Here is a 20,400-nt window from a genome sequence, read left to right as displayed (position 1 = left end):
CGCGTATCGATTGATCGCGTATCGATTGATCGCGTACAGGTTCAGCACGTATCGATTTATCGCGTATCTCTATAACACCAACCAATATGACCAAAAAATTCCAAAATAAATACAGAATACCCTCCGCGCGATTGCAAAATTGGGATTACGGTAGTAATGCCGCCTATTTCATTACCATATGCACGCAAGACAGGGAATGTTATTTTGGAACTATAGCCGAACAAAAAATGGAGTTAAATAATTCCGGGGAAATTGCCGAAAACATTTGGTTTCAAATCCCAAATCAATTCCCGTATGTGGAATTGGGGGATTTTGTGGTCATGCCAAATCATGTGCACGGGATATTGATGATTAATAAACCCGATGATATTGTTATTGCGAATGGTGATTCGGTTGACGATACCATTTCGGTTGATGATACCGTTTCGGATGACGATACCTTTTCGGATGACGATACCTTTTCGGATGACAATACCGTTTCGGATGACGATATTGTATTGGTTAATAATTCCATTTCGGTTTACGATTCCGTTTCGGTTTACCATTCCGTTTCGGTTGACGATATTGTATTAATTGATAATTCCATTTCGGATGACGATATCATTTCGGATGACGATACCATTTCGGATGATGATTCCGTTTCGGTTGACGATATTGTATTGGTTGACGATTCCGTTTTGGTTGACGAATCCATTTCGGTTGACGATATTGTATTGGTTGATAATTCCATTTCGGATGACGATACCATTTTGGATGACGATACCGTAGAGACGCGATTAATCGCGTCTCTACCATCCACCGAAACGCCCATCGCGCCATCCACCGAAACGCCCATCGCGCCATCCACCGCAACGCCCATCGCGCCATCCACCGCAACACCCACCGCGTCGTCCAACAAATCATCCAACGAATCATCCACCGCGCCACGATCCAACGAATCATCCACCGCGTCAACATTCAATGCATCATCCACGCCATCATCCAAACCAACGGGAGGAATCACCGGCAACAAAAATCCAATGATGCATCAAAATGTTTCCCGCATCATCCGATGGTATAAAGGACGAAGCACCTATGAAATACGAAAAACGCAACCTGATTTTGGGTGGCAATCTCGATTTCACGACCATATCATAAGGAATGAAACAGCCTTTCAAAAAATTACAAAATATATTATTGACAATCCCAGAAATTGGGATGCCGATAAATTTTATGAATTGAGATAATGAAAACAAAACAAGAACATATAAAATCCGCCCCATTAATCGCGTCTCCACCTAAATCAAAGGTTCAGACATATTCTCGCTATAAAGATTCTGGCGTGGAATGGTTGGGAGAAATTCCGGAGTATTGGGAGGTAAGTCGTCTCAAAAATCATATTAATATGATAACAGGATTTCCCTTTAAAAGTGAAAAATACACGGACGAAGGGATAAAATTGGCTCGTGGAATTAATGTCAAGGAGGGGGTTTTAGATTGGGGAGAAACAAGATGTTGGCCAAAGATAGAAGATCATTTAATGGATTACTTATTAAAAGATGGCGATATTTTAATTGCAATGGATGGTTCGAAAGTCGGAAAGAACTTTTGTCAAATTAAAGAATCAGATCTACCAATACTGTTGCTGCAACGTGTCGCGAGATTAAGGCCGAAGAAAACATTGATCTCTAATTATTTGTATAATAATATCGCAAATAGAAATTTCTTATTATGGGTAGAAATGACAAAAACAGATCCAATGGTACCACATATTGCACCTTCAGATATTAAAAATTTTCAAATAGTAATCCCTCCTCTACAAGAACAAACCGCCATCGCCAACTTCCTAGACGACAAAACCACCAAAATAGACCAGGCTATTTCCATTAAAGAGCAACAAATAGCGCTTTTAAAAGAACGCAAACAAATCATGATCCACAAAGCCGTAACCCGTGGTTTGGATGATTCCGTACTACTAAAAGGTTCTGGCGTGGAGTGGATTGGGGAGATTCCGGAGCATTGGGAGGTAAAGAGGTTGAAATTTATATTTGATAAAATACAAACAGGAACGACACCAAGCACTTCAAATCAAAAATTTTATGATGGTAATATAGATTGGTACAATCCAAAGGATTTAAACAATGAAGTTTTAATTGAATCGGAAAGGAAATTAAGCAAACTAGCAATTGAAAAGAAAGAAATTAAGTTTTTTCCAAAAGATTCAGTTTTAGTTGTTGGAATTGGTGCAACAGCAGGAAAAACATCTTATTTAGTAAATGAAGGAACTTTTAATCAACAAATTACAGGTTTCCACAGTAATACTGAACACAATAAGTATTACTTCTATTTACTTCGTAATTTATCTGAAGTAATGTTGAATACAGCTAGTTATACTACTCTCGCTATACTTAATAATGAATTTTTCAAGGTATTTAATTTGATTAAGCCACCACTTTCAGAACAAAAAGAAATCTCAAAATATATAGAAACTGCTTCTCAGAAAATCGACACTGCCATTACCTTAAAGCAGGAAGAGATAGCGAAGTTGCAGGAGTATAAGCGTAGTTTGATCAATAGTGTGGTAACGGGGAAGGTGAAGGTGTGTTAAAAAAAGAATTTAATAATATGAGCAAATTAAAAAATAAAATTGAGGCTTCTGATGAAACCATCAATGACTTATTAAAGGACAAAAAATTCTTTATAGATTATTTTCAGCGGGAATACCGTTGGGAGAAAAAGCATATGACCACGCTTATAGAAGACCTTACTTCTACCTTTTTAAAATCGTATGATCCAAGTCATTCGCGTTCAGAGGTGGCCAATTACAGCAGTTATTATCTGGGGCCTGTAGTTTTTAGCGTTTCAGAAGATGGTAAAAATTCGATCATAGATGGACAGCAACGAATCACTTCTATAACGTTGTTTCTGATTTATCTTAATAATCTTCAGAAAACCAATCCTTCAAAAGTTTCTATTGAAAGTTTAATATTCTCGGAAAAATATGGTGAAAAGTCTTTCAATATGACAGACGAAGATCGTCAAGAAATTCTTCAGGCACTCTACAATGACGACGATTTCGACACCGATAAAGTTGAGGAGGAAACGATTATTAATATTGCAAACAGATACAAGGATATATATGAAGTGTTCCCCGAGGAATTAACAACAGATGCTCTGCCTTTCTTTATCGATTGGTTTATAGGAAATGTAATTATCGTTAAGATCACTGCTTATTCTGATGAAAATGCATACACCATTTTTGAAACAATGAATGATAGAGGAATGAATCTCACCTCTACCGAAATGCTTAAAGGATATGTGCTTTCAAGAATTGGTGATACCAACAGAAGAAATGAAATCAATGATATTTGGAAAGATAAAATGGTCAAACTCCATCAATATGATGCGACTGGTGATATAAATTTTTTCCAAGCTTGGTTTCGCGGAAAATATGCGGTCAGCATGCGGCAATCTAAAGCTGGATCGGAAAATGAAGATTTTGAATTAATAGGGACACGGTTTCATAATTGGTTTAAAGACAATCACGAAGCGTTATTTAATTTGAATACGTCGGATGATTTTTATTATTTCTTTAGAAACGAATTCACCTTTATGGTGGATTGGTATATGAAAATACACGATGCAATGAAGGTTTTTAACGATCAGTGTCCTCACTTATTTTATATAGGTAGATGGGGCATTGCTCCATCATTACAAGAAAGCTTGCTGATAGCTCCACTTAAAAGTTCAGATAATGAATCTTTGGTTTACGCTAAATTAGATACAGTAGCCAGATATATAGAAACGTACACCGTGCGTCGAAGTGTAAATTATCGAAAATTTAGTGCTTCATCCATTCGATATACTTTTTTTAATCTTATAAAATCGGTTAGAAATAAAAATCTTGAAGGGTTGAAAAGCACTCTTTTAGATGATATGAATTCCTTGCCTGAAAACTTTGATAAAGTATCAGAATTTGCGATGCATCAACAAAACAAAAGATTTATAAAGCATTTTTTATCAAGGATTACCTCCTTCGTGGATGAAGCTGTAGGCCGCCCTACAAATTATGTTTCTTATTTTGAACCAAAAGGTAAACAATTCGAAATAGAGCATTTATGGGGAAATAAGTTCGATCGGCATAAAGATGAGTTTGACCAACAAAATGATTTTCAACATTGGCGAAATATGATTGGCGGATTGATTTTATTGCCACAGGGAACAAATCAATCTTTTGGAAGCGATATCTACGAAGAAAAATTGGAACATTATATCAAGGAAAACGCCTATGCGCAATCCTTGCATCCTGAATTTTATAAAAAGAACCCTAATTTCGTTAATTCTCGGGATTTAAAAGAAGTGGAATTCGAGCCGTTTCCAATAATGAAAAAAGAAAATATCAAGGAGCGAAATGAAATTGTAAAAGCACTTTGCGAAAAAATATGGTCGCCTTCCTTTTTTGAGAATGATGAATCAATAAATTAAAATACTTACCAATGCATAGCCAAACCAACGAACAAGCCCTAGAATCCACCATAGAAAAACAATTGACCGGTACAACGCTTGAGACTCTAAAAGCCGAAGGTCTTACTGTTGATGGTGTCAACGAATCTGGCGAAATGTATCGTGCTGGCAACGGTTATTTTATTGGGCAACCGCATCATTTTAATGCACAGTTTGCCTTAGACGAAAACTTTTTCTGGCAGTTTTTGGAAGCCACCCAAAAAGAAGAGTTGGAGAAAATCCAAAGGCAAAGCGACTGGAAACTAAAAATCCTAAATCGCTATGACCGTATGGTCAAAAAATATGGCATCCTGCATCTACTCAAAAAAGGACTGGATGTGGATGATGCGCATTTTACCTTGTTTTATGTTTTGCCGTTGGCAAGCAGTAGTAAAGCGGTAAAAGAAAACTTTGAGCAGAACAGATTCAGTGTTACCAGACAGTTGCGCTACTCTGTGGACAACCCACGAGAAGAAATCGATATGGTATTGTTTGTAAATGGTTTGCCATTAGTCACGATGGAACTAAAAAACCAGTGGACAGGGCAAAACGCAAGAGTTCACGGACAACAACAATATAAAACCCAACGCGACACCACCCAACCGCTTTTACAATTTGCGAGAAGCATTGTCCACTTTGCCGTAGATACGGACGAGGCGTATATGACGACCAAACTAAATGGCAGAAGCACCTTCTTTCTTCCGTTTAATAAAGGCAACAATCACGGAAAAGGCAATCCTACAAATCCGTTGGGTCACAAAACCGCGTATTTATGGGAAGAAGTATTTACTAGAAAAAGCTTAGCAAATATTATTCAGCATTTTGTGCGCTTGGATGGTAGCAAGAAAGACGCACTCAATTCGCGCACCTTATTTTTTCCACGGTACCACCAAATGGATGTTGTTCGTGGCATCTTAGATCACGCCAGTAGAGTAGGCGTAGGGCAAACCTATTTGATTCAACATTCGGCAGGTTCGGGAAAATCAAATTCCATCACTTGGGCAGCTTATCAATTGATAGAAACCTATCCGCAAAACGAAAATGTGCCTGGAAGTAGAGGTATGGACCATCCGTTGTTTGATTCGGTTATTGTGGTTACAGACAGGCGTTTATTAGACAAACAATTGCGTGACAATATCAAGGAGTTTTCCGAAGTGAAAAACATTGTCGCTCCTGCTTATTCGTCTAAAGAATTACGTGACAGCCTGGAGCAAGGCAAAAAGATCATCATTACCACCATTCAAAAGTTTCCATTCATCGTTGATGGCATTGCCGATTTAAGTGAGAAGCGTTTTGCCGTGATTATTGACGAAGCCCACAGTAGCCAAAGTGGTACGGCCCACGACAAAATGAACGAAGCGATGGGGCAACAACTCGACCCTGATGAGGAAATGCATGTGCAGGATAAAATCATTCTTGCGATGCAATCGCGCAAAATGCGAGGCAATGCGTCTTATATGGCATTTACGGCAACTCCAAAAGCCATTACTTTGGAAAAGTTTGGGGTAAAGCAGGACGATGGCAGCTTTGAGCCTTTCCATCTCTATTCAATGAAACAAGCGATAGAAGAAGGCTTTATTTTGGATGTTCTTGCCAATTATACCACCCTTAAAAGCTATTATGAAATAGAGAAATCCATTGAGGATAATCCGCTGTTTGATACTGGAAAAGCCCAAAAGAAATTGCGTGCTTTTGTAGAACAACACCAACAAACCATTCACACCAAAGCGGAGATTATTCTGGATCATTTCATTCCACAAATCGTCAATCAAAAGCGCCTCAAGGGCAAAGGGAAGGCCATGGTGGTCACGCAAAGTATTGAATCTGCTATAAAATATTATAAATCGTTAACACGAATATTGGAGGATAAAGGCAGTCCTTTTAAAGTGGTCATTGCTTTTTCTGGCACCAAAACCATTGACGGCATAGACTATTCTGAATCAGAAATGAATGGTTTTGCAGATAAGGACACGGCAGATAAATTTAATGAAGATGACTACCGCATGTTGGTTGTTGCCAATAAATACCTCACCGGATTTGATCAGCCTAAACTGTGCGCCATGTATGTGGATAAGAAACTGCAGGGTGTCATGGCAGTTCAGGCATTATCACGTTTAAACCGATCGGCAGATAAGCTGGGTAAGCGTACGGAAGACCTTTTTATCCTCGATTTCTTTAACTCCATTGAGGATATCAAAACCTCTTTTGATCCGTTCTATACGGCCACCTCCTTAAGTGAAGCGACCGATGTCAATGTACTTCACGAATTAAAAAATGTGTTGGATGACGTAGGTGTTTACGAATGGGCTGAGGTCGAGAATTTCAACGAATTGTTTTTCCAAAAAGTAGATGCGGAATTGTTGAGTCCGATTATCGATACCGCTGCAGAGCGGTTTAAAACGGAATTGGAGTTAGAAGATGAGGACAAAGCCGATTTTAAAATTAAAGCCAAGCAGTTTGTGAAAATTTATGGGCAGATGGCATCCATTCTCGAATTTGAAATGCTGATTTGGGAAAAGCTGTTTTGGTTCTTGAAATTCTTAATTCCTAAACTGCCAATCTCAGATCCAGATATCGATGGCATGGACGAACTATTAAATTCGGTGGACTTATCAACCTACGGATTGGAACGTGTGAAGTTGAACCAGAGTATTGGATTAGATGATTCAGAATCTGAGTTGGATCCACAAAATCCTTCACCGCGTGGTGCGTACGGTGGCGAAGAAGAAAGAGATCCATTGGAATTGATCATTCAATCTTTTAACGAACGTTGGTTCCAAGGCTGGGAAGCCACGCCAGACGACCAACGCCTAAAATTCATTAGCCTAAGCAAATCCATCCAAGCCCATCCTGATTTCCAAACCAAAGTTGCCGAAAACCACGACGAGCAAAACAAGGATTTGGCTTTCCGAAAAATTCTTGATGATGTGATGTCAAAACAACGAAAACAGGAATTGGATTTGTATCGTTTATACGCTAAAGACGAAACTTTTTACCAGGCGTTTTTTGATACTATGAAGCGGATGGCGAGCGTGGGGAATTTGTGATTTTCATTCTAAGTGCATATATTAAATAAGAACATTTTATTTAATTTTCTAATGGAATTGGGAAGATAAAGGCACATCTATATTCTGACATGCCTTAACTGTTAAGAATGAATACGTTTAATTACATCCATTTTTTCTACAAGTGACCCTTTCATTGGTATTCTGCCAATGCGTGGAAAGCTTATTCGTGTCTGTACCGCATCCTGTGGTGCCGCCTTTGCTGCCTACATGGACTTCATGTGTTGGAATGTGTTTTACTGCCATAATAATTTGAATTTAAGGTTATTAAAGTATGAAGATATAACTTTAAGCTTTAAATGCTATGCGGTTTTCCGCACAAATGTTTTGATTGTATATAATAAATTGGATAAGGAAATAGGTAATCGGGTTTAGGCGAGTGGCAGCGGGAAGTTTTTGCTATGGTAATTTAGGTTTTAATTGGAATTCATTGCGATCGAGGTACGAGCGCGGCAATCTCATGTACCATGGACGCCATATCAGAGGGCTTCCAAAACGACATCATTTCCCTTCAATCAATCGCTCCAAGCGCGCCATCATCTCGTCCTTCTCTTTCAGCATCCGCTCATAGAGGGCGATTTTTTCGTCGTGGAGTTTTATGATTTGCTCAATAGGGTTAAATACAGGTTTTATATTGATTGCCGATGCTCCATCTTTAAAATCTGTGAATGTATTGGAAATAATATTCACGGCCTGCTCCTCATCAAAATTTTGGAAGGCCTCTACAGGTATTTTGAGCACCTCAGAAATCTGTTCCAACAAAGGCGTTTCAATCTGGTTCTTTTGCTCCAGGATAGAAATCTTTTTTTGGTTCCAATCCTCACCAAGCTCATAGGCAAGGGCTTCCTGCTTTATGCCCAGCATTTCCCTGAAGCGTTTGATATTGCGTCCTTGATGTATTTTCTGTTCCATAATACTCGTGTTATTATTGGCGGCTTCTATAGCCAATTGGGTGGTATGCTGAAAGGTAAAATTAGCAAAAATATTCAGTATAATATCCCTTTTTATGGGATAAAATATCCGTATCCCGTATAGATTATCTTTTCCGAAAAATAGAACTTCGATGGATAATATTAAATCTTCTGATTATGAAAAAGAATATAACATCTTTTGAAACAAGATTTTGGGCCGGGTTTACTACAAAAAGTCCATTTGAGGCATTTGATGCCATTTTCGACTTTGCACATCTTGATTATTATAAACAAAATTTAAGTGAAGTAGTACTTCACTGCTACAATGGAAAAGTTTACAAAAAAGAATATCCAGGACGGGTATTTGTTTTCTACACCATCCTTCGCTCTTTTCTTAAGGCTTGTTTTTGCCTACAATACAAAGGAAAAAAATGGAAAGTCAAGGAGGTATCTGACTGTAAATCGATTCTTCACCGAGCTTCATTGACAAAGGAAGAATATGCCAATCCGTTTACAGTATTTCAAACTGCATTTGCAGAGAAATCATTAGATGAATTTGACTTTTTTCTATGTGAAATCATACATATATCATTATCCCCTAATGTCGCAGAATTTGATTATGATCTGATCACACCTTATATCCATTTGATAAAAATGCTTGATGCAAGCCAGATTATGCGTGAAAGTGGTCTTGAAAAGATCAAATAGAATACCCTTCCATCAGAATAATATATCTAGTAATGGATTAGAATATCCTATTGTTATAGAAGAGCTTTGACTGGTAACCTTTTAAAAAATCATCTCATGGAAACACTTTTCAAATCCACAGCCCTTGACAGCTCCTTGCAAGAAAAACTACTGCAACTGACCAGAGAATTGCCCGTCGCACAAATATTCTACCATCCAGCCACAACTTCGGCATTGGCACAAATCGTTCTTGTTATGGTCGAATATAATGATGTATCCAAAGTGGCCTCCCGGAAGTGGGTGCGTCAAGCCCGAGCACACTACAGTGTGCAAGTGAACGTGCTCCGCTATTTTTTAATGATGCGAACCGATAGAATTGGAAATCCGTTCATTGCCTATTACTGCCACAAAGGAGCTCTAATTTATAAAAACTCTGAAGCATCGGACGGTATGGATATTAAATGGGAACGGTTTAAAAAAAGATATCATCACTACCGTGAAAGATTTCATTCCGGTCACGATCTCCTGCTTACACAAGTGCGTAATTTTGAATCGCTTAATGCCATAACATCTGTTTTTTTGACATATCAATCCACCTTTAAAAATCATATCACTTATTTGGAGACGCTGTATTTGGGGAACCATTTTTTCTCGGATAATCTGCACCAACGTATCCATAGACTTTCCTATGTAGTTCTTGGCTTAGCACGCTTGTTTGTGAAGAGTTCAGAGCGGACCTATTATTTGATATCACAATTGGAAAGGGCTGAAAAAGATGCTGAGAATTCAGAGAATTGCCATACAAATCCAGAGCTATTGGTGAACGTTCAAGCAATGGATGATCAATTATGTAATATGGTGGTTGACCGATTTATAGAACTCAAACACCTCTTGAAAAATCATCTCCCATCACAAACTATGGGTGTTGCCGATGCGTCTGCAACAACATCCTCTGAATTGACCCAAATTGTCTCGTATCTCGTAAAGACCGTAGCCCCTGAAGAAGTTTTTTGTTTTGGTACTAAAGACACTGCTACTGGTGTTCTGTATTACCTTCTACTTATTGGTTCGGGCTTGGGTACAAACACCCTCAATAGGTTGCAACAATCTATAGCAGACCGAGACGAATGCGAGGTGGTGCTTATTGGCCATAGTCGCCTATGGATTCAAGAGCATTTGTTTGTTCATCAACAATTCTTTCAAGCCGTTATGCTTCCCGAGAACCGAGTATTTTCGTCCGAAGCGCAATGGCCATCACTCCATTGGAGCCATCCATATTCCTGCTATTATCCTGATCTTGATTATTATTTTATAGCTACCAAGGAAATAGTCGCAACTTACTTTATGCTGCGCGAACACAATGATGAGTCTACAACAGGGGCTCTGCCCATCTTGTTCAGCACCTGTGTTCTCAGAATCTTACGTACTTTGGTCTATAGTACTATCGCATATCTACCCAATCAACTTTCAGCCTTTAGCCTTTGGCAACTATGCCTTCACGCGAATACAAGCCTAGCAAATACAGAATTTCTGTTTGAAAAGCTTGATGGTAAGAAGTTCTACACCAAAGTGGATAAACATGCCCAATATGCGCATCATAACTTTCATTACACCGAAACACAGATATTGGTTATGGATGAAATTTTAAATAATTTATTCGACACATTGAAAAAGTCTGTGGAGGCAATCGATCTGGAGTGAATCGTCTCAAAGAGAGTATTAGCAACGAACTATTAAACTTATAGATTGCCGCGCTCGTACCTCGCTCGCAATGACGTAAGGCGTGGAGGACTCGCAAACGAATGACAGCGTGGGCTTGTGAACAATAAGACGAACTAAATAACTTACAGATTGCCGCGCTCGTACCTCGCTCGCAATGACGCAAGGGTGGAGGACTCGGAATGACGCAATGGTGGAGGATTCGCAATGACGCGAGGGTGTGGGCTCGCAATGACGTAAGGGTGTTGGGCTCGCAAGACGGAAGGGTGGATTGGCAAACGAAGGACTATGCGGGCTTGTGAAGCAAGAGACGAACTAAGTAACTTACAGATTGCCGCGCTCGTACCTCGCTCGCAATGACGCAAGGGTGGTGGATTCGCAATGACGCAAGGGTGGTGGATTCGCAATGACGTAAGGGTGTTGGGCTCGCAACACGGAAGGGTGGATTGGCAAAGGAAGGACTATGCGGGCTTGTGAAGCAAGAGACGAACTAAATAACTTACAGATTGCCGCGCTCGTACCTCGCTCGCAATGACGCAAGGGTGGTGGATTCGCAATGAAGCAGGGGTGGAGGATACGCAATGACGCAAGGGTGGTGGATTCGCAATGACGTAAGGGTGGATTGGCAAACGAAGGACTATGCGGGCTTGTGAAGCAAGAGAAGAACTAAATAACTTACAGATTGCCGCGCTCGTACCTCGCTCGCAATGACGCAATGGTGGAGGATTCGCAATGACGCAATGGTGGAGGACACGCAATGACGTAATGGTGGAGGATTCGCAATGACGTAAGGGTGTGGGCTCGCAAGACGGAAGGGTGGATTGGCAAACGAAGGACTATGCGGTCTTGTGAAGCAAGAGACGAACTAAATAACTTACAGATTGCCGCGCTTGTACCTCGCTCGCAATGACGCAAGGGTGGTGGATTCGCAATGACGTAAGGGTGGAGGAATCGCAATGACGCAATGGTGGAGGATTCGCAATGACGAAGGGGAGGAGGACTCGCAATGACGCAGGGGTGGTGGGCTCTTAATGGCGATTTGGTGCGGACTCGTAATGAAAAAAATATCATGAAACCAGGATATGTGTACATACTAACCAATAAAAACAACACAACATTATATGTTGGGGTTACTGCATATCTAAAAGAGCGTATCATACAACATAAAGAAAAACACGATAAAAAGTCGTTTACGGCACGGTATAACCTTGATAAATTGGTTTATTATGAAGTGTACCAAATGATAGGTGATGCTATTGGTCGTGAGAAAAAAATTAAAGCAGGAAGCAGAGCAAAAAAAATAACGTTAATTGAACGTACAAATTCAGATTGGAAGGATTTGTTTGATGAGTTGTAGTGTGTTTGCCCAACTTCTCGCCTTTATTGTTTCATTGCCAGGCGAAATTGCAAGTAACAGCCCAAACGCTACGAGCTTCGGGATCAGCAGATAGGTGAGGTGTTATTAGAGAAATTTGAGAGTACAGGATTTTTGGTAGTGTAATTCTAATATAGATTCAGTCATGTTAGCTAAGATTTGTGATATTTAGCCCATTAATTTAGCTCTCAATTTTGCAACTAATCCTGGCTTCTGCTTGGTCGTAACCTCGAAAGTTTCTTGGCAATCCTGAAGTCTAATATGCATGTTGTCACGCTCTTTTAAATAATCCATGTTAATTATATTACTCTGATCGATCTTCTCAAAGTTGTAATCTGCTAATATTTTATAAAGGTCATTTATAGTCATTCTCACGTTCCTATATAAAACAACATCATTTTTCCCATAAATATGTACATAATTTTTTATGGGCTGTTCACCATTTTTAGTCAATGATTTACTAATGTAATACACTTGATTGGTTGGGAAACGCACATCTTTGTTGGCGCTAATGTTTAAGGTTATTATGTGAGGTTTTAGAGATGCTTTTGTGGGATTTATTTTGCCGATAATTTTATGTTTAATAATATCCTTAAATTCTTCTAGGTCAAACGGCTTACTTAAATACCCAGAAATATCAAGTGTGTTAATTATTCTTTTTTCGTTATCAATCGTGGAGGTTAAAAAGATGATTTTCTTGTTCCTTCCAATTTTTTGAGCTAATTCAAGACCATTATACACTGGCATTTCATAATCTACAATCAATAAATCGTAATCACTTTCGTTCACTTCTTCAAACGCTTTTTTAGAACTGTCATAGCTCTTTATATGTTGCAGATCATAATCTTTCGGTAAAGCGTCTATTTTTGTTTTTACAGAATGTAAAACACTTTGGTTGTCGTCTACTAGTATATAACGTATCAATTAATTCAGGTTTAAGGTTAGCTCAGATAGATATTGGTTGTTTGGTAATATTCTGTGTTCTAATTTGCTATTAGGGTAGTAGGCATTAAGCAATTGTTGTAGTGCATTTAAACCAAAATTAGAAGTTGGTGGGACTTTATTATCGCCATCTAATCTTTGTTCTGCACTATTCACTAGGCAATAGCTTAATTGTTTGTCTTCATTTTCTTTTAAAACAATTCGTATAAAAGAGTTCTCATTATTTAAACTTCCATGTTTTAAAGCATTTTCTACAAACGGAAAAAATAAAGTAGGCTTTATTTTTAAATGTCTTTTTTGCTCTAGACTTATCAGGGTTTCTAATTTGATGTTGGCATTTGGTTTAAGATATTGAATTAACTCCATAAACATTTCAATATGTCTCCATTCCTCGTCTAAACTGATGTGTTCTTTATTTAAAGCGTAAACATTATAGTCCAAAAGCTTAAAAATATGCTTTAATGCTTTTAGCGATGGAACTCTGTTTTCTGTTCTTTTGAAACTGTAATAAACGCCTAAAAATGATTTAGGGTTATTTTCTGCAGTAATTAGATCTATATAGATCTGATTTATCACATTCTTAATAAAATGTGCCCCAAGCCTGGTATTGTTAGTTTCAACGTTTTTAAAATTAACATAACGTTCATAAGCTATTTTCTGGTGATTGATGACATCCTTCTGTTCCTCTATTTCTTTTTCTTTCTGGCTTAATGTGGAATAGAACTTCTCTTTATAGGCTCTTAGCTCGTTATCTAATTGAGTAATTGCTGCCTGACTGAGTTTAAGTCGCTGTTCAAAAGACTTCGTTTTTCGTACTTGGCTATTAAAATTTTCAATATCACGCTGGTTTGCTTTTAACTGTTCTATTAACCTTTCATTCTCTTTCCTGAAACTCCGTTTCTTATATAGGTTGTACCAATTTCTAAAAACCAGTATTACAAACAGACATATAAAAACTAAAAGAATGGTAATAAATTGATCACTGGGGGTATCTAAATCATAGTGTTGGTTTCTCATTAGTTTGGGTGGTTAAGTAGGCTTTACAAATAAAGAAATAAATAACATCTGTTATTTGCCTCAGTTTAAAATCACAAAAAACAGTTGCAATATCCCAAATATAGGCGCTCTATCACAAACCGTAAAATTTATATTAATAACTCGGCATATTTACATTAGAAAGTGAGTGTCAGTAGCTCATTAAATACTAATCTAATAATTAATCGAATGAAAAACAAAATTACATTAAGCGGATTTGCAGGAACAGGGAAGTCAACAGTAGGTAAAATTATTGAGGATAAATTAAACTTTCAATTTATATCTGTTGGCAATTATACTAGAGAATTTGCTATGGAGCATTATGGTATGACTATTAACGAGTTTCAAGAAAAATGTTTTAACCAACCAGAATTAGACGATCTGATTGACGCAAAATTTAAGAAGGATTGTAATAATATGAGCCATCTTGTTGTGGATTATAGGTTAGGATTCCATTTTATAGAAAAGGCTTTTCATGTATTGTTAAAAGTGTCTGATACAAAAGCCGCTAAAAGAATACGTTTAGATGATAGAATGGACGAGGTGACGAGTGCGAAAGCCGTAAGGCTTCGAAATCAAAAAATGAGAGAACGTTTTCAGCAAAAATATAATCTTGATTTTGCCAATGAAAAAAACTATGATTTGGTAATACATACAGATGATTTAACACCTTATGAAGTTGCAGATATAATTATAGAGCAGTATAAAAAACTTGAGATTTATAAGCCTACCCCTACAATCCCAAGCATTAACTTTCACTTATGGGAACCATGTAATATGAGGTGTAAATTTTGCTTCGCAACCTTCCAAGATGTAAAACAAACCATTTTGCCAAAAGGACACTTACCAGAAAACGAAGCTATAGAGGTAATACAGAAAATAGCTGCCGCAGGATTCGAGAAAATAACCTTTGCAGGCGGAGAACCTTTACTTTGTAAATGGTTGCCAGAGCTAATTAAAATAGCCAAGCAATTAGGAATGACAACTATGATTGTTACTAATGGTAGTAGATTGACTGATGAGTTTTTAAAAGACAACAAGAAGTATTTAGACTGGATAGCTGTAAGTATTGACAGTTTAGATGATGAAAATAATATTAAAATTGGAAGAGCAATAACCGGTAAAAAGCCACTGTCAAAAACCTATTATTATGGTATTATAGACAAAATTCATAAACATGGTTATGGCTTAAAAATTAATACAGTAGTTAATAAGGTAAATTACAAAGACAATTTAGCAGCATTAATTCAGTATGCTAATCCAAAACGTTGGAAGGTATTACAGGTTCTACCAATGATAGGTCAAAACGATAATACTATTGATGATTTTAAAATTTCAGAGCAGGAGTTTAACTTCTTTTTAGACAATCATAAAGAAATTAAAACAATGATACCAGAGTCTAATGATGCTATTAAAGGAAGCTATGTAATGGTAGACCCTGCAGGACGTTTTTTTGATAATGCAGCAGGTACACATAATTATAGTAAACCAATTTTAGAAGTAGGTGTAAAAGCGGCTTTAAAGACTATGAATTACGATCTCGATAAGTTTTTAATAAGAGGCGGTTTTTATGATTGGAAAAATGATATTAAGCAAAACTTAAGTAAGGAGGAGGTTTCACTATGAGTAATTATATTGATAATTTCTATAAATCAGATCACTTTAATTTCAGGCAATGGGATAGAAGAATAAGTGACCATCTTTTAGCGCAAATATTAAAAAACATAGAACCTAATAAATGTAACACACTCTTTATTGTTAGTAGAAAAGTTTTAAGAAGGCTAAATAAAAATTTAAATAAGGAACTCTTTATTAAAGTAGATAATAAAACGCTAATCACTTGTTTTTATTGCGAATTCAAGGAATACAATCCATCAAAAAAAGAGCAAAATTATTTAATAATAAGTGAAATTTGAAATGGAGTTTTAATCTAATTAGGAGAAGAACCATTTGTTGAAAACAAGAATGTGTTTTATGAAATCACAAAAAACAGTTGCAATATCCCAAATATAGGCGCTCTGTCACAAATCAAAAAATATAACTTAAGATATTCTGATATTTGAATATGAAACCGGTAGTAGTGGAGAAAGACTTCATATCTACTACCATCAATAATTAATAATTAAAATTTAAGAAAACATGAGTAAATCGAAATCAATGAGTAGTACAGCGGCTGCAAGAATCCAAAGTGCTTCAGCGAAAAGTTCCAATTCCGGAAATGTTTCAAAAGGAAGTTTTGCCGCTCGAGCGCAAAGCTCAGCATCCAAGAACAGTAATAAATAATTTTAACTTTTAAATTCAATACTTATGAAATCACAAAGAGACAATGGAATCAATCATCCAGACGATGTTAATCACGGAAATCAATTAAATCCAGATCACGAAGAGTACCACCACTCTAGGGAAGAAAACTAAAGTAAGTAACATCCTAACAATCTCGCCTTTCAATTATGTTGGCGAGATTGTTTTGTTTTTAAAGTTGTTTAAATTGGTTTTATTGTATTTATGGAACTGTCTCATCTGGAATTTCGAATATATTATCCAAATACGCCTTGAATTCTTCATGTTGAGTTTAATAAAAACAAATTGTACGTGGTTTTCATAATTGCTAATTAGAATGTTGTTGTGGAGTAGTAGGTGTTTTTTAGTAAAAACAGGTAAAAAGATGGCGTATTCTGTAAAAACAGGTATGAGGTTGGAGTAATAAATAAAAATAAACTATAGTCAATTTAAGCCACTTGGGGAAAAGTTGACATTTGATTTTTTTTATCTTCACAATAAATTCAATCTCATGTCATTTTATTCAGTATTTCAAAATATAAAATCATCTAGTATTGCTGAGTTAAAGTTTAACAGATGCGACTAAGAACTATAGGAGCCTATATTTGGATGGATTTCGTAATGATGTAAACAAAATTGTTTACATTTGTTATATGAGTACATTAATCGAAAAATACAAAGGTATCCATCCTGGAATAATTTTGGAACGCTTACTTAACCAAAAAGGCATTTCACAACGTCCTTTTGCGATTTCTATTGGTGAGTATCCACAGACCATAAATGCAATTACTAAGGGCAAAAGGAAGCTTAATACTGCTCTAGCTTTGAAAATTGAAAAGAAATTAAACTTAGAAGAAGGATCTCTTGCACTTTTACAAACCTATTTTGAGATTAAGGAAGAAAAAAGTAAGCTAGAACAAAATACTCCTGATTTAACGCTTTTAAGAAAGTCCTTATTTTGGGATACAGATATTTCTAAAATAGATTGGCAACAGCAAAGCATAGCGGTTATTAAACGTGTATTTGAACGCGGGAATGATATTGAAAAGGAAGAAATTAAACGCTTCTATAAAAGTGCTAGAATTAAAGAAGCCCTTTCAAACGAAACTCGTAAGCCATACGCTATTTATAAAAACAATGAAAACGTTTAATGCTACCGAATGGAATAAATAATAAAAAAAGGTAATTTCAATTTTTTATCATCCTTTAATTTCTCTTTGAAATCCCAATCTGTGCTACATATGTACCACGCAACCTCTGTGAGCCCTTGTAAATGCTACCTTATAAAATACTGCATCGCGGGAATAAAATTGGTTTTTTGACTTTTTTATTTTGCTTAATATTAATTTGAATGCAATTTTTAGAATTATCAAAAGCCATTAAAGCGATTGTAGACGATAAGATGACCTATACGGATTGGAGCGATAACAGAAGACATCAAAGCCGAGTTGAAGATGGCTATCATTGTTAATTCGACTGAATTTGGATATCCGCCAGTAACTATGGACCCCGTTTAAAGAATGTATTGGAATAGACTCAGAATTTTAAGAGGAATAGGAGGTAGGCGGGCATTGATGGGGGTCTGAGGGAGTGTTCGAAAAACGGCCGTATGAAACGGCCGTATGATGATGGGGCGTTTGCGAAACGCCCCTATTTAACAGAAATTAAATGGATATCAAAAATAAGTACAGACCCACCAGGAATACCTTGACGGTCCTTACTTCCATATCCTAAATGCGAAGGAATCAATAATTTACCTTTTCCACCCTCTTTAAAATAGGTGATACCTTCTGTCCATCCTTTAATTACTTGTTGCAAACCAAAAGAAATCCCATTGGCATCACTTTGGTCAAAAGTCTTACCGTCCAGAAAATATCCTTTATAAGCTACGGTTACATTAGAGGTTGCGACTGGTTTCTGACCAGAGCCAAGCTCATCAATGACATAATACAAGCCAGAATCGCTTTTTTGAGCATCTAAATTATTTTTGTCAATATAGGCTATGATTTCTTCATTATTTTTCTCTTTAAAGTCTACATTGTCATCACTATTATTACACGCCGTTAAGCTTGCAAATACCAAAACCAAGAATACATATGTCTTCATAAACGTCTATTTTTTAAGGTGGCAAATATAGGGGAAACAGAATAATAAATAGTAACAAATCTATTTGTAATTTTCAATTTGAAAGACTGAGTAAGAGTTGAACGAGAAGGATGCGATTAGTCTTCAATCCTACCTTGATTATGTTTTCGAAGATATAGCTGAGGATATTTATTTCTTTTTTTGTGAGGGGATTGCGCTATTAGATTTAGGAATAATAGGTGAAAATGAATCCAGTCAATGTAAGTCAGTCGGGAAAAAACTAAGTTTTATATTTTTGTCCAATAGACTTAAATTTGAAGATGGAAGTGCAATAGTGGGACACTTGAATAAAAGATCATAAGAGATCATGCAATTTAATTCTGAATTTGAAAGATATTTTAGTATCTTTTAGTTTCTTTTTTAACCCCTTATTTGTACCATATAAGCTCTGTAAAACCCAATAAACGTTAGATTTTAAAATACGGCATCAATATTACAATCTGCAAAAAAAAATACAAAAAATCAAAAAATAATCCATACGTAACAGTATCACTATGAAAATTATGATCAATAAAAATTATTTTCTGTTTCTTCTGTTTTTCACATTAGGAATACTAATCATCGCCGCTCAAGATGCTCAAACTCTTGAAATAAAAGACGCTCACCCTGAACTTGCAAAAATTCCTGGTGAAACGATGGGACAGAAACTTGAAAGTTTGCTTTTCTGGTCGCAAGATGAAAAGGAACGCCGTTTTCCTATTATGTACGACATTTATCCGAGCATACCTATTCCCACAGGTACTCAGAGCTCATCCTTCAAAGAATTCAGTAACATGACTCCAAAGTGGGAAGACAAAACTACCTTGGCGGATTATATGAATGATAATCATATTCAAGGAGTTATCGTTATACAGGACAACCAAATTAGACTCGAAAAATATGCCGATGGAATTAATCAAGAAACACTTTGGACGTCGTTCTCCGTCGCGAAATCAGTTTCTTCCATGCTGGTGGGAGTCGCTTTAAAAGAAGGTGCTATCGCGAGTTTGGAAGATCCTTTAAAGAAATATATCAATGAATTTAAAGGCTATGACTACGGAGAAGTGACCGTCCGTCAACTGTTAACTATGACCTCCGGAATTGGGTGGAATGAGGATTATGAAGATCCAAATTCGGATGTTGGACAAATGTATACGGCGCCATGTCACGGTACTGAGTCTCATATTTTAACTTATATGAAGCCACTCAAATTCGCTCATAAGCCAGGAACCTATTGGAATTACAGTACCGGCGAAACAGACTTAGTTGGAATTTTAGTCCAAAAAGCCACAGGCAAAAGTTTATCCGAATATCTCTCTGAAAAGATATGGAAGCCCTTCGGGATGGCCCATGTTGCGTATTGGCTTGCAGATGAATGTAGCCAATTAAATCTTGGTGGAAGTGGGCTTTCGGCGAGCCTAAGAGATTTCGCTCGATTGGGAACGCTCATGTTGGATCATGGGAAGATAGGAAATGAAAAAATAATTTCAGAGGACTATATGAAAGATGCCACTTCTCTATTGCAACAAGTCAATGAGGAAGGTGATGGCTATGGCTATTTATGGTGGCGTTTTAGAGATGGAAGCTATGGCGCCTTTGGAATTTTCGGTCAGATGATTTATATCAATCCGTATAAAAACCTTGTCATCGCCCAAGTTGCAGCGTGGCCAAAAGCAGGTTCTAAAGAGCTCACTCAAGGTAGGCAGGAATTTATCGAAGCCGTTCAACGCGTGATAGATTAAAAACAATCGATCTTAGCTTAACCGCATCAGAGTTTTAT

General features: G+C 37.0%; 16 protein-coding genes. 11 read left to right on the top strand and 5 right to left on the bottom strand.

Annotation, left to right across the window (positions count from 1 at the left end; translation table 11 throughout):
- Window positions 1–86 precede the first annotated feature (86 nt).
- From ESZ48_RS06500 to ESZ48_RS06485, 4 genes are read left to right on the top strand one after another with little or no spacing between them, the layout of a single operon-like run.
- A complete protein-coding gene (locus tag ESZ48_RS06500) occupies window positions 87–1,226 on the top strand; it encodes a transposase (RefSeq protein WP_129016508.1) in 1,140 nt (379 codons plus the stop codon).
- Complete coding sequence (locus ESZ48_RS06495; RefSeq protein ID WP_129016507.1) at window positions 1,226–2,587, top strand: restriction endonuclease subunit S; 1,362 nt, start codon at window positions 1,226–1,228, stop codon at window positions 2,585–2,587. The genes ESZ48_RS06500 and ESZ48_RS06495 overlap by 1 nt, the downstream gene beginning before the upstream one ends.
- 17 nt (window positions 2,588–2,604) lie before the next feature.
- Entirely contained in the window at window positions 2,605–4,464 is a 1,860-nt protein-coding gene (locus ESZ48_RS06490; protein WP_129016506.1) for a DUF262 domain-containing protein, read from the top strand.
- An 11-nt stretch (window positions 4,465–4,475) separates the two neighbouring features.
- Window positions 4,476–7,529, top strand: coding sequence for a type I restriction endonuclease subunit R (locus ESZ48_RS06485; protein ID WP_129016505.1), 3,054 nt, complete (start codon window positions 4,476–4,478; stop codon window positions 7,527–7,529).
- A 117-nt stretch (window positions 7,530–7,646) separates the two neighbouring features.
- Here the strand turns inward: ESZ48_RS06485 and ESZ48_RS19255 are convergent, their stop codons facing one another.
- Window positions 7,647–7,793 carry a hypothetical protein gene (locus tag ESZ48_RS19255; RefSeq protein ID WP_190246207.1) on the bottom strand — a complete coding sequence of 49 codons (147 nt, stop codon included), beginning with the start codon at window positions 7,791–7,793 and terminating at the stop codon, window positions 7,647–7,649.
- 255 nt (window positions 7,794–8,048) lie between these two features.
- Complete coding sequence (locus ESZ48_RS06480) at window positions 8,049–8,459, bottom strand: helix-turn-helix domain-containing protein (protein ID WP_129016504.1); 411 nt, start codon at window positions 8,457–8,459, stop codon at window positions 8,049–8,051.
- A gap of 176 nt (window positions 8,460–8,635) precedes the next feature.
- Here ESZ48_RS06480 and ESZ48_RS06475 point away from each other — a divergent pair, with 176 nt between their 5' ends.
- The 3 genes from ESZ48_RS06475 (at window position 8,636) to ESZ48_RS06465 (ending at window position 12,221) form a co-directional block, all read left to right on the top strand.
- The gene (locus ESZ48_RS06475) at window positions 8,636–9,166 is read left to right on the top strand and encodes a hypothetical protein (RefSeq protein ID WP_129016503.1); all 531 of its coding nucleotides are present in this window, start codon (window positions 8,636–8,638) and stop codon (window positions 9,164–9,166) included.
- A gap of 96 nt (window positions 9,167–9,262) precedes the next feature.
- Window positions 9,263–10,846, top strand: a complete 1,584-nt coding sequence (locus ESZ48_RS06470) for a hypothetical protein (protein ID WP_129016502.1) — start codon at window positions 9,263–9,265, stop codon at window positions 10,844–10,846.
- Between the two features lie 1,087 nt (window positions 10,847–11,933).
- Entirely contained in the window at window positions 11,934–12,221 is a 288-nt protein-coding gene (locus ESZ48_RS06465) for a GIY-YIG nuclease family protein (RefSeq protein ID WP_129016501.1), read from the top strand.
- Window positions 12,222–12,407: 186 nt separating this feature from the next.
- Here the strand turns inward: ESZ48_RS06465 and ESZ48_RS06460 are convergent, their stop codons facing one another.
- Window positions 12,408–13,163, bottom strand: a complete 756-nt coding sequence (locus tag ESZ48_RS06460) for a LytR/AlgR family response regulator transcription factor (protein ID WP_129016500.1) — start codon at window positions 13,161–13,163, stop codon at window positions 12,408–12,410.
- On the bottom strand, window positions 13,164–14,198 hold the full coding sequence (locus ESZ48_RS06455; protein WP_129016499.1) for a hypothetical protein: 1,035 nt from the start codon (window positions 14,196–14,198) through the stop codon (window positions 13,164–13,166).
- Window positions 14,199–14,405: 207 nt separating this feature from the next.
- On the opposite strand from ESZ48_RS06455, the gene ESZ48_RS06450 reads away from it, so the two are divergent.
- The 3 genes from ESZ48_RS06450 (at window position 14,406) to ESZ48_RS06440 (ending at window position 17,647) form a co-directional block, all read left to right on the top strand.
- Window positions 14,406–15,842 (top strand): viperin family antiviral radical SAM protein, encoded by a 1,437-nt coding sequence (locus tag ESZ48_RS06450; protein WP_223266376.1) that lies wholly within the window; start codon window positions 14,406–14,408, stop codon window positions 15,840–15,842.
- 513 nt (window positions 15,843–16,355) lie between these two features.
- The gene (locus ESZ48_RS06445; protein ID WP_129016498.1) at window positions 16,356–16,499 is read left to right on the top strand and encodes a hypothetical protein; all 144 of its coding nucleotides are present in this window, start codon (window positions 16,356–16,358) and stop codon (window positions 16,497–16,499) included.
- Window positions 16,500–17,149: 650 nt separating this feature from the next.
- Window positions 17,150–17,647 carry a helix-turn-helix transcriptional regulator gene (locus tag ESZ48_RS06440; RefSeq protein ID WP_129016497.1) on the top strand — a complete coding sequence of 166 codons (498 nt, stop codon included), beginning with the start codon at window positions 17,150–17,152 and terminating at the stop codon, window positions 17,645–17,647.
- A 499-nt stretch (window positions 17,648–18,146) separates the two neighbouring features.
- Here the strand turns inward: ESZ48_RS06440 and ESZ48_RS06435 are convergent, their stop codons facing one another.
- Complete coding sequence (locus ESZ48_RS06435) at window positions 18,147–18,602, bottom strand: FKBP-type peptidyl-prolyl cis-trans isomerase (RefSeq protein ID WP_129016496.1); 456 nt, start codon at window positions 18,600–18,602, stop codon at window positions 18,147–18,149.
- Window positions 18,603–19,144: 542 nt separating this feature from the next.
- On the opposite strand from ESZ48_RS06435, the gene ESZ48_RS06430 reads away from it, so the two are divergent.
- A complete protein-coding gene (locus ESZ48_RS06430; RefSeq protein WP_129016495.1) occupies window positions 19,145–20,362 on the top strand; it encodes a serine hydrolase domain-containing protein in 1,218 nt (405 codons plus the stop codon).
- Window positions 20,363–20,400 lie beyond the last annotated feature (38 nt).

The sequence above is a fragment of the Gelidibacter gilvus genome, from assembly GCF_004115975.1.
Classification (GTDB): domain Bacteria; phylum Bacteroidota; class Bacteroidia; order Flavobacteriales; family Flavobacteriaceae; genus Gelidibacter; species Gelidibacter gilvus.
Note: the sequence above shows the minus strand (reverse complement) of the source record. Positions and strands in the feature narration are given on the sequence as shown.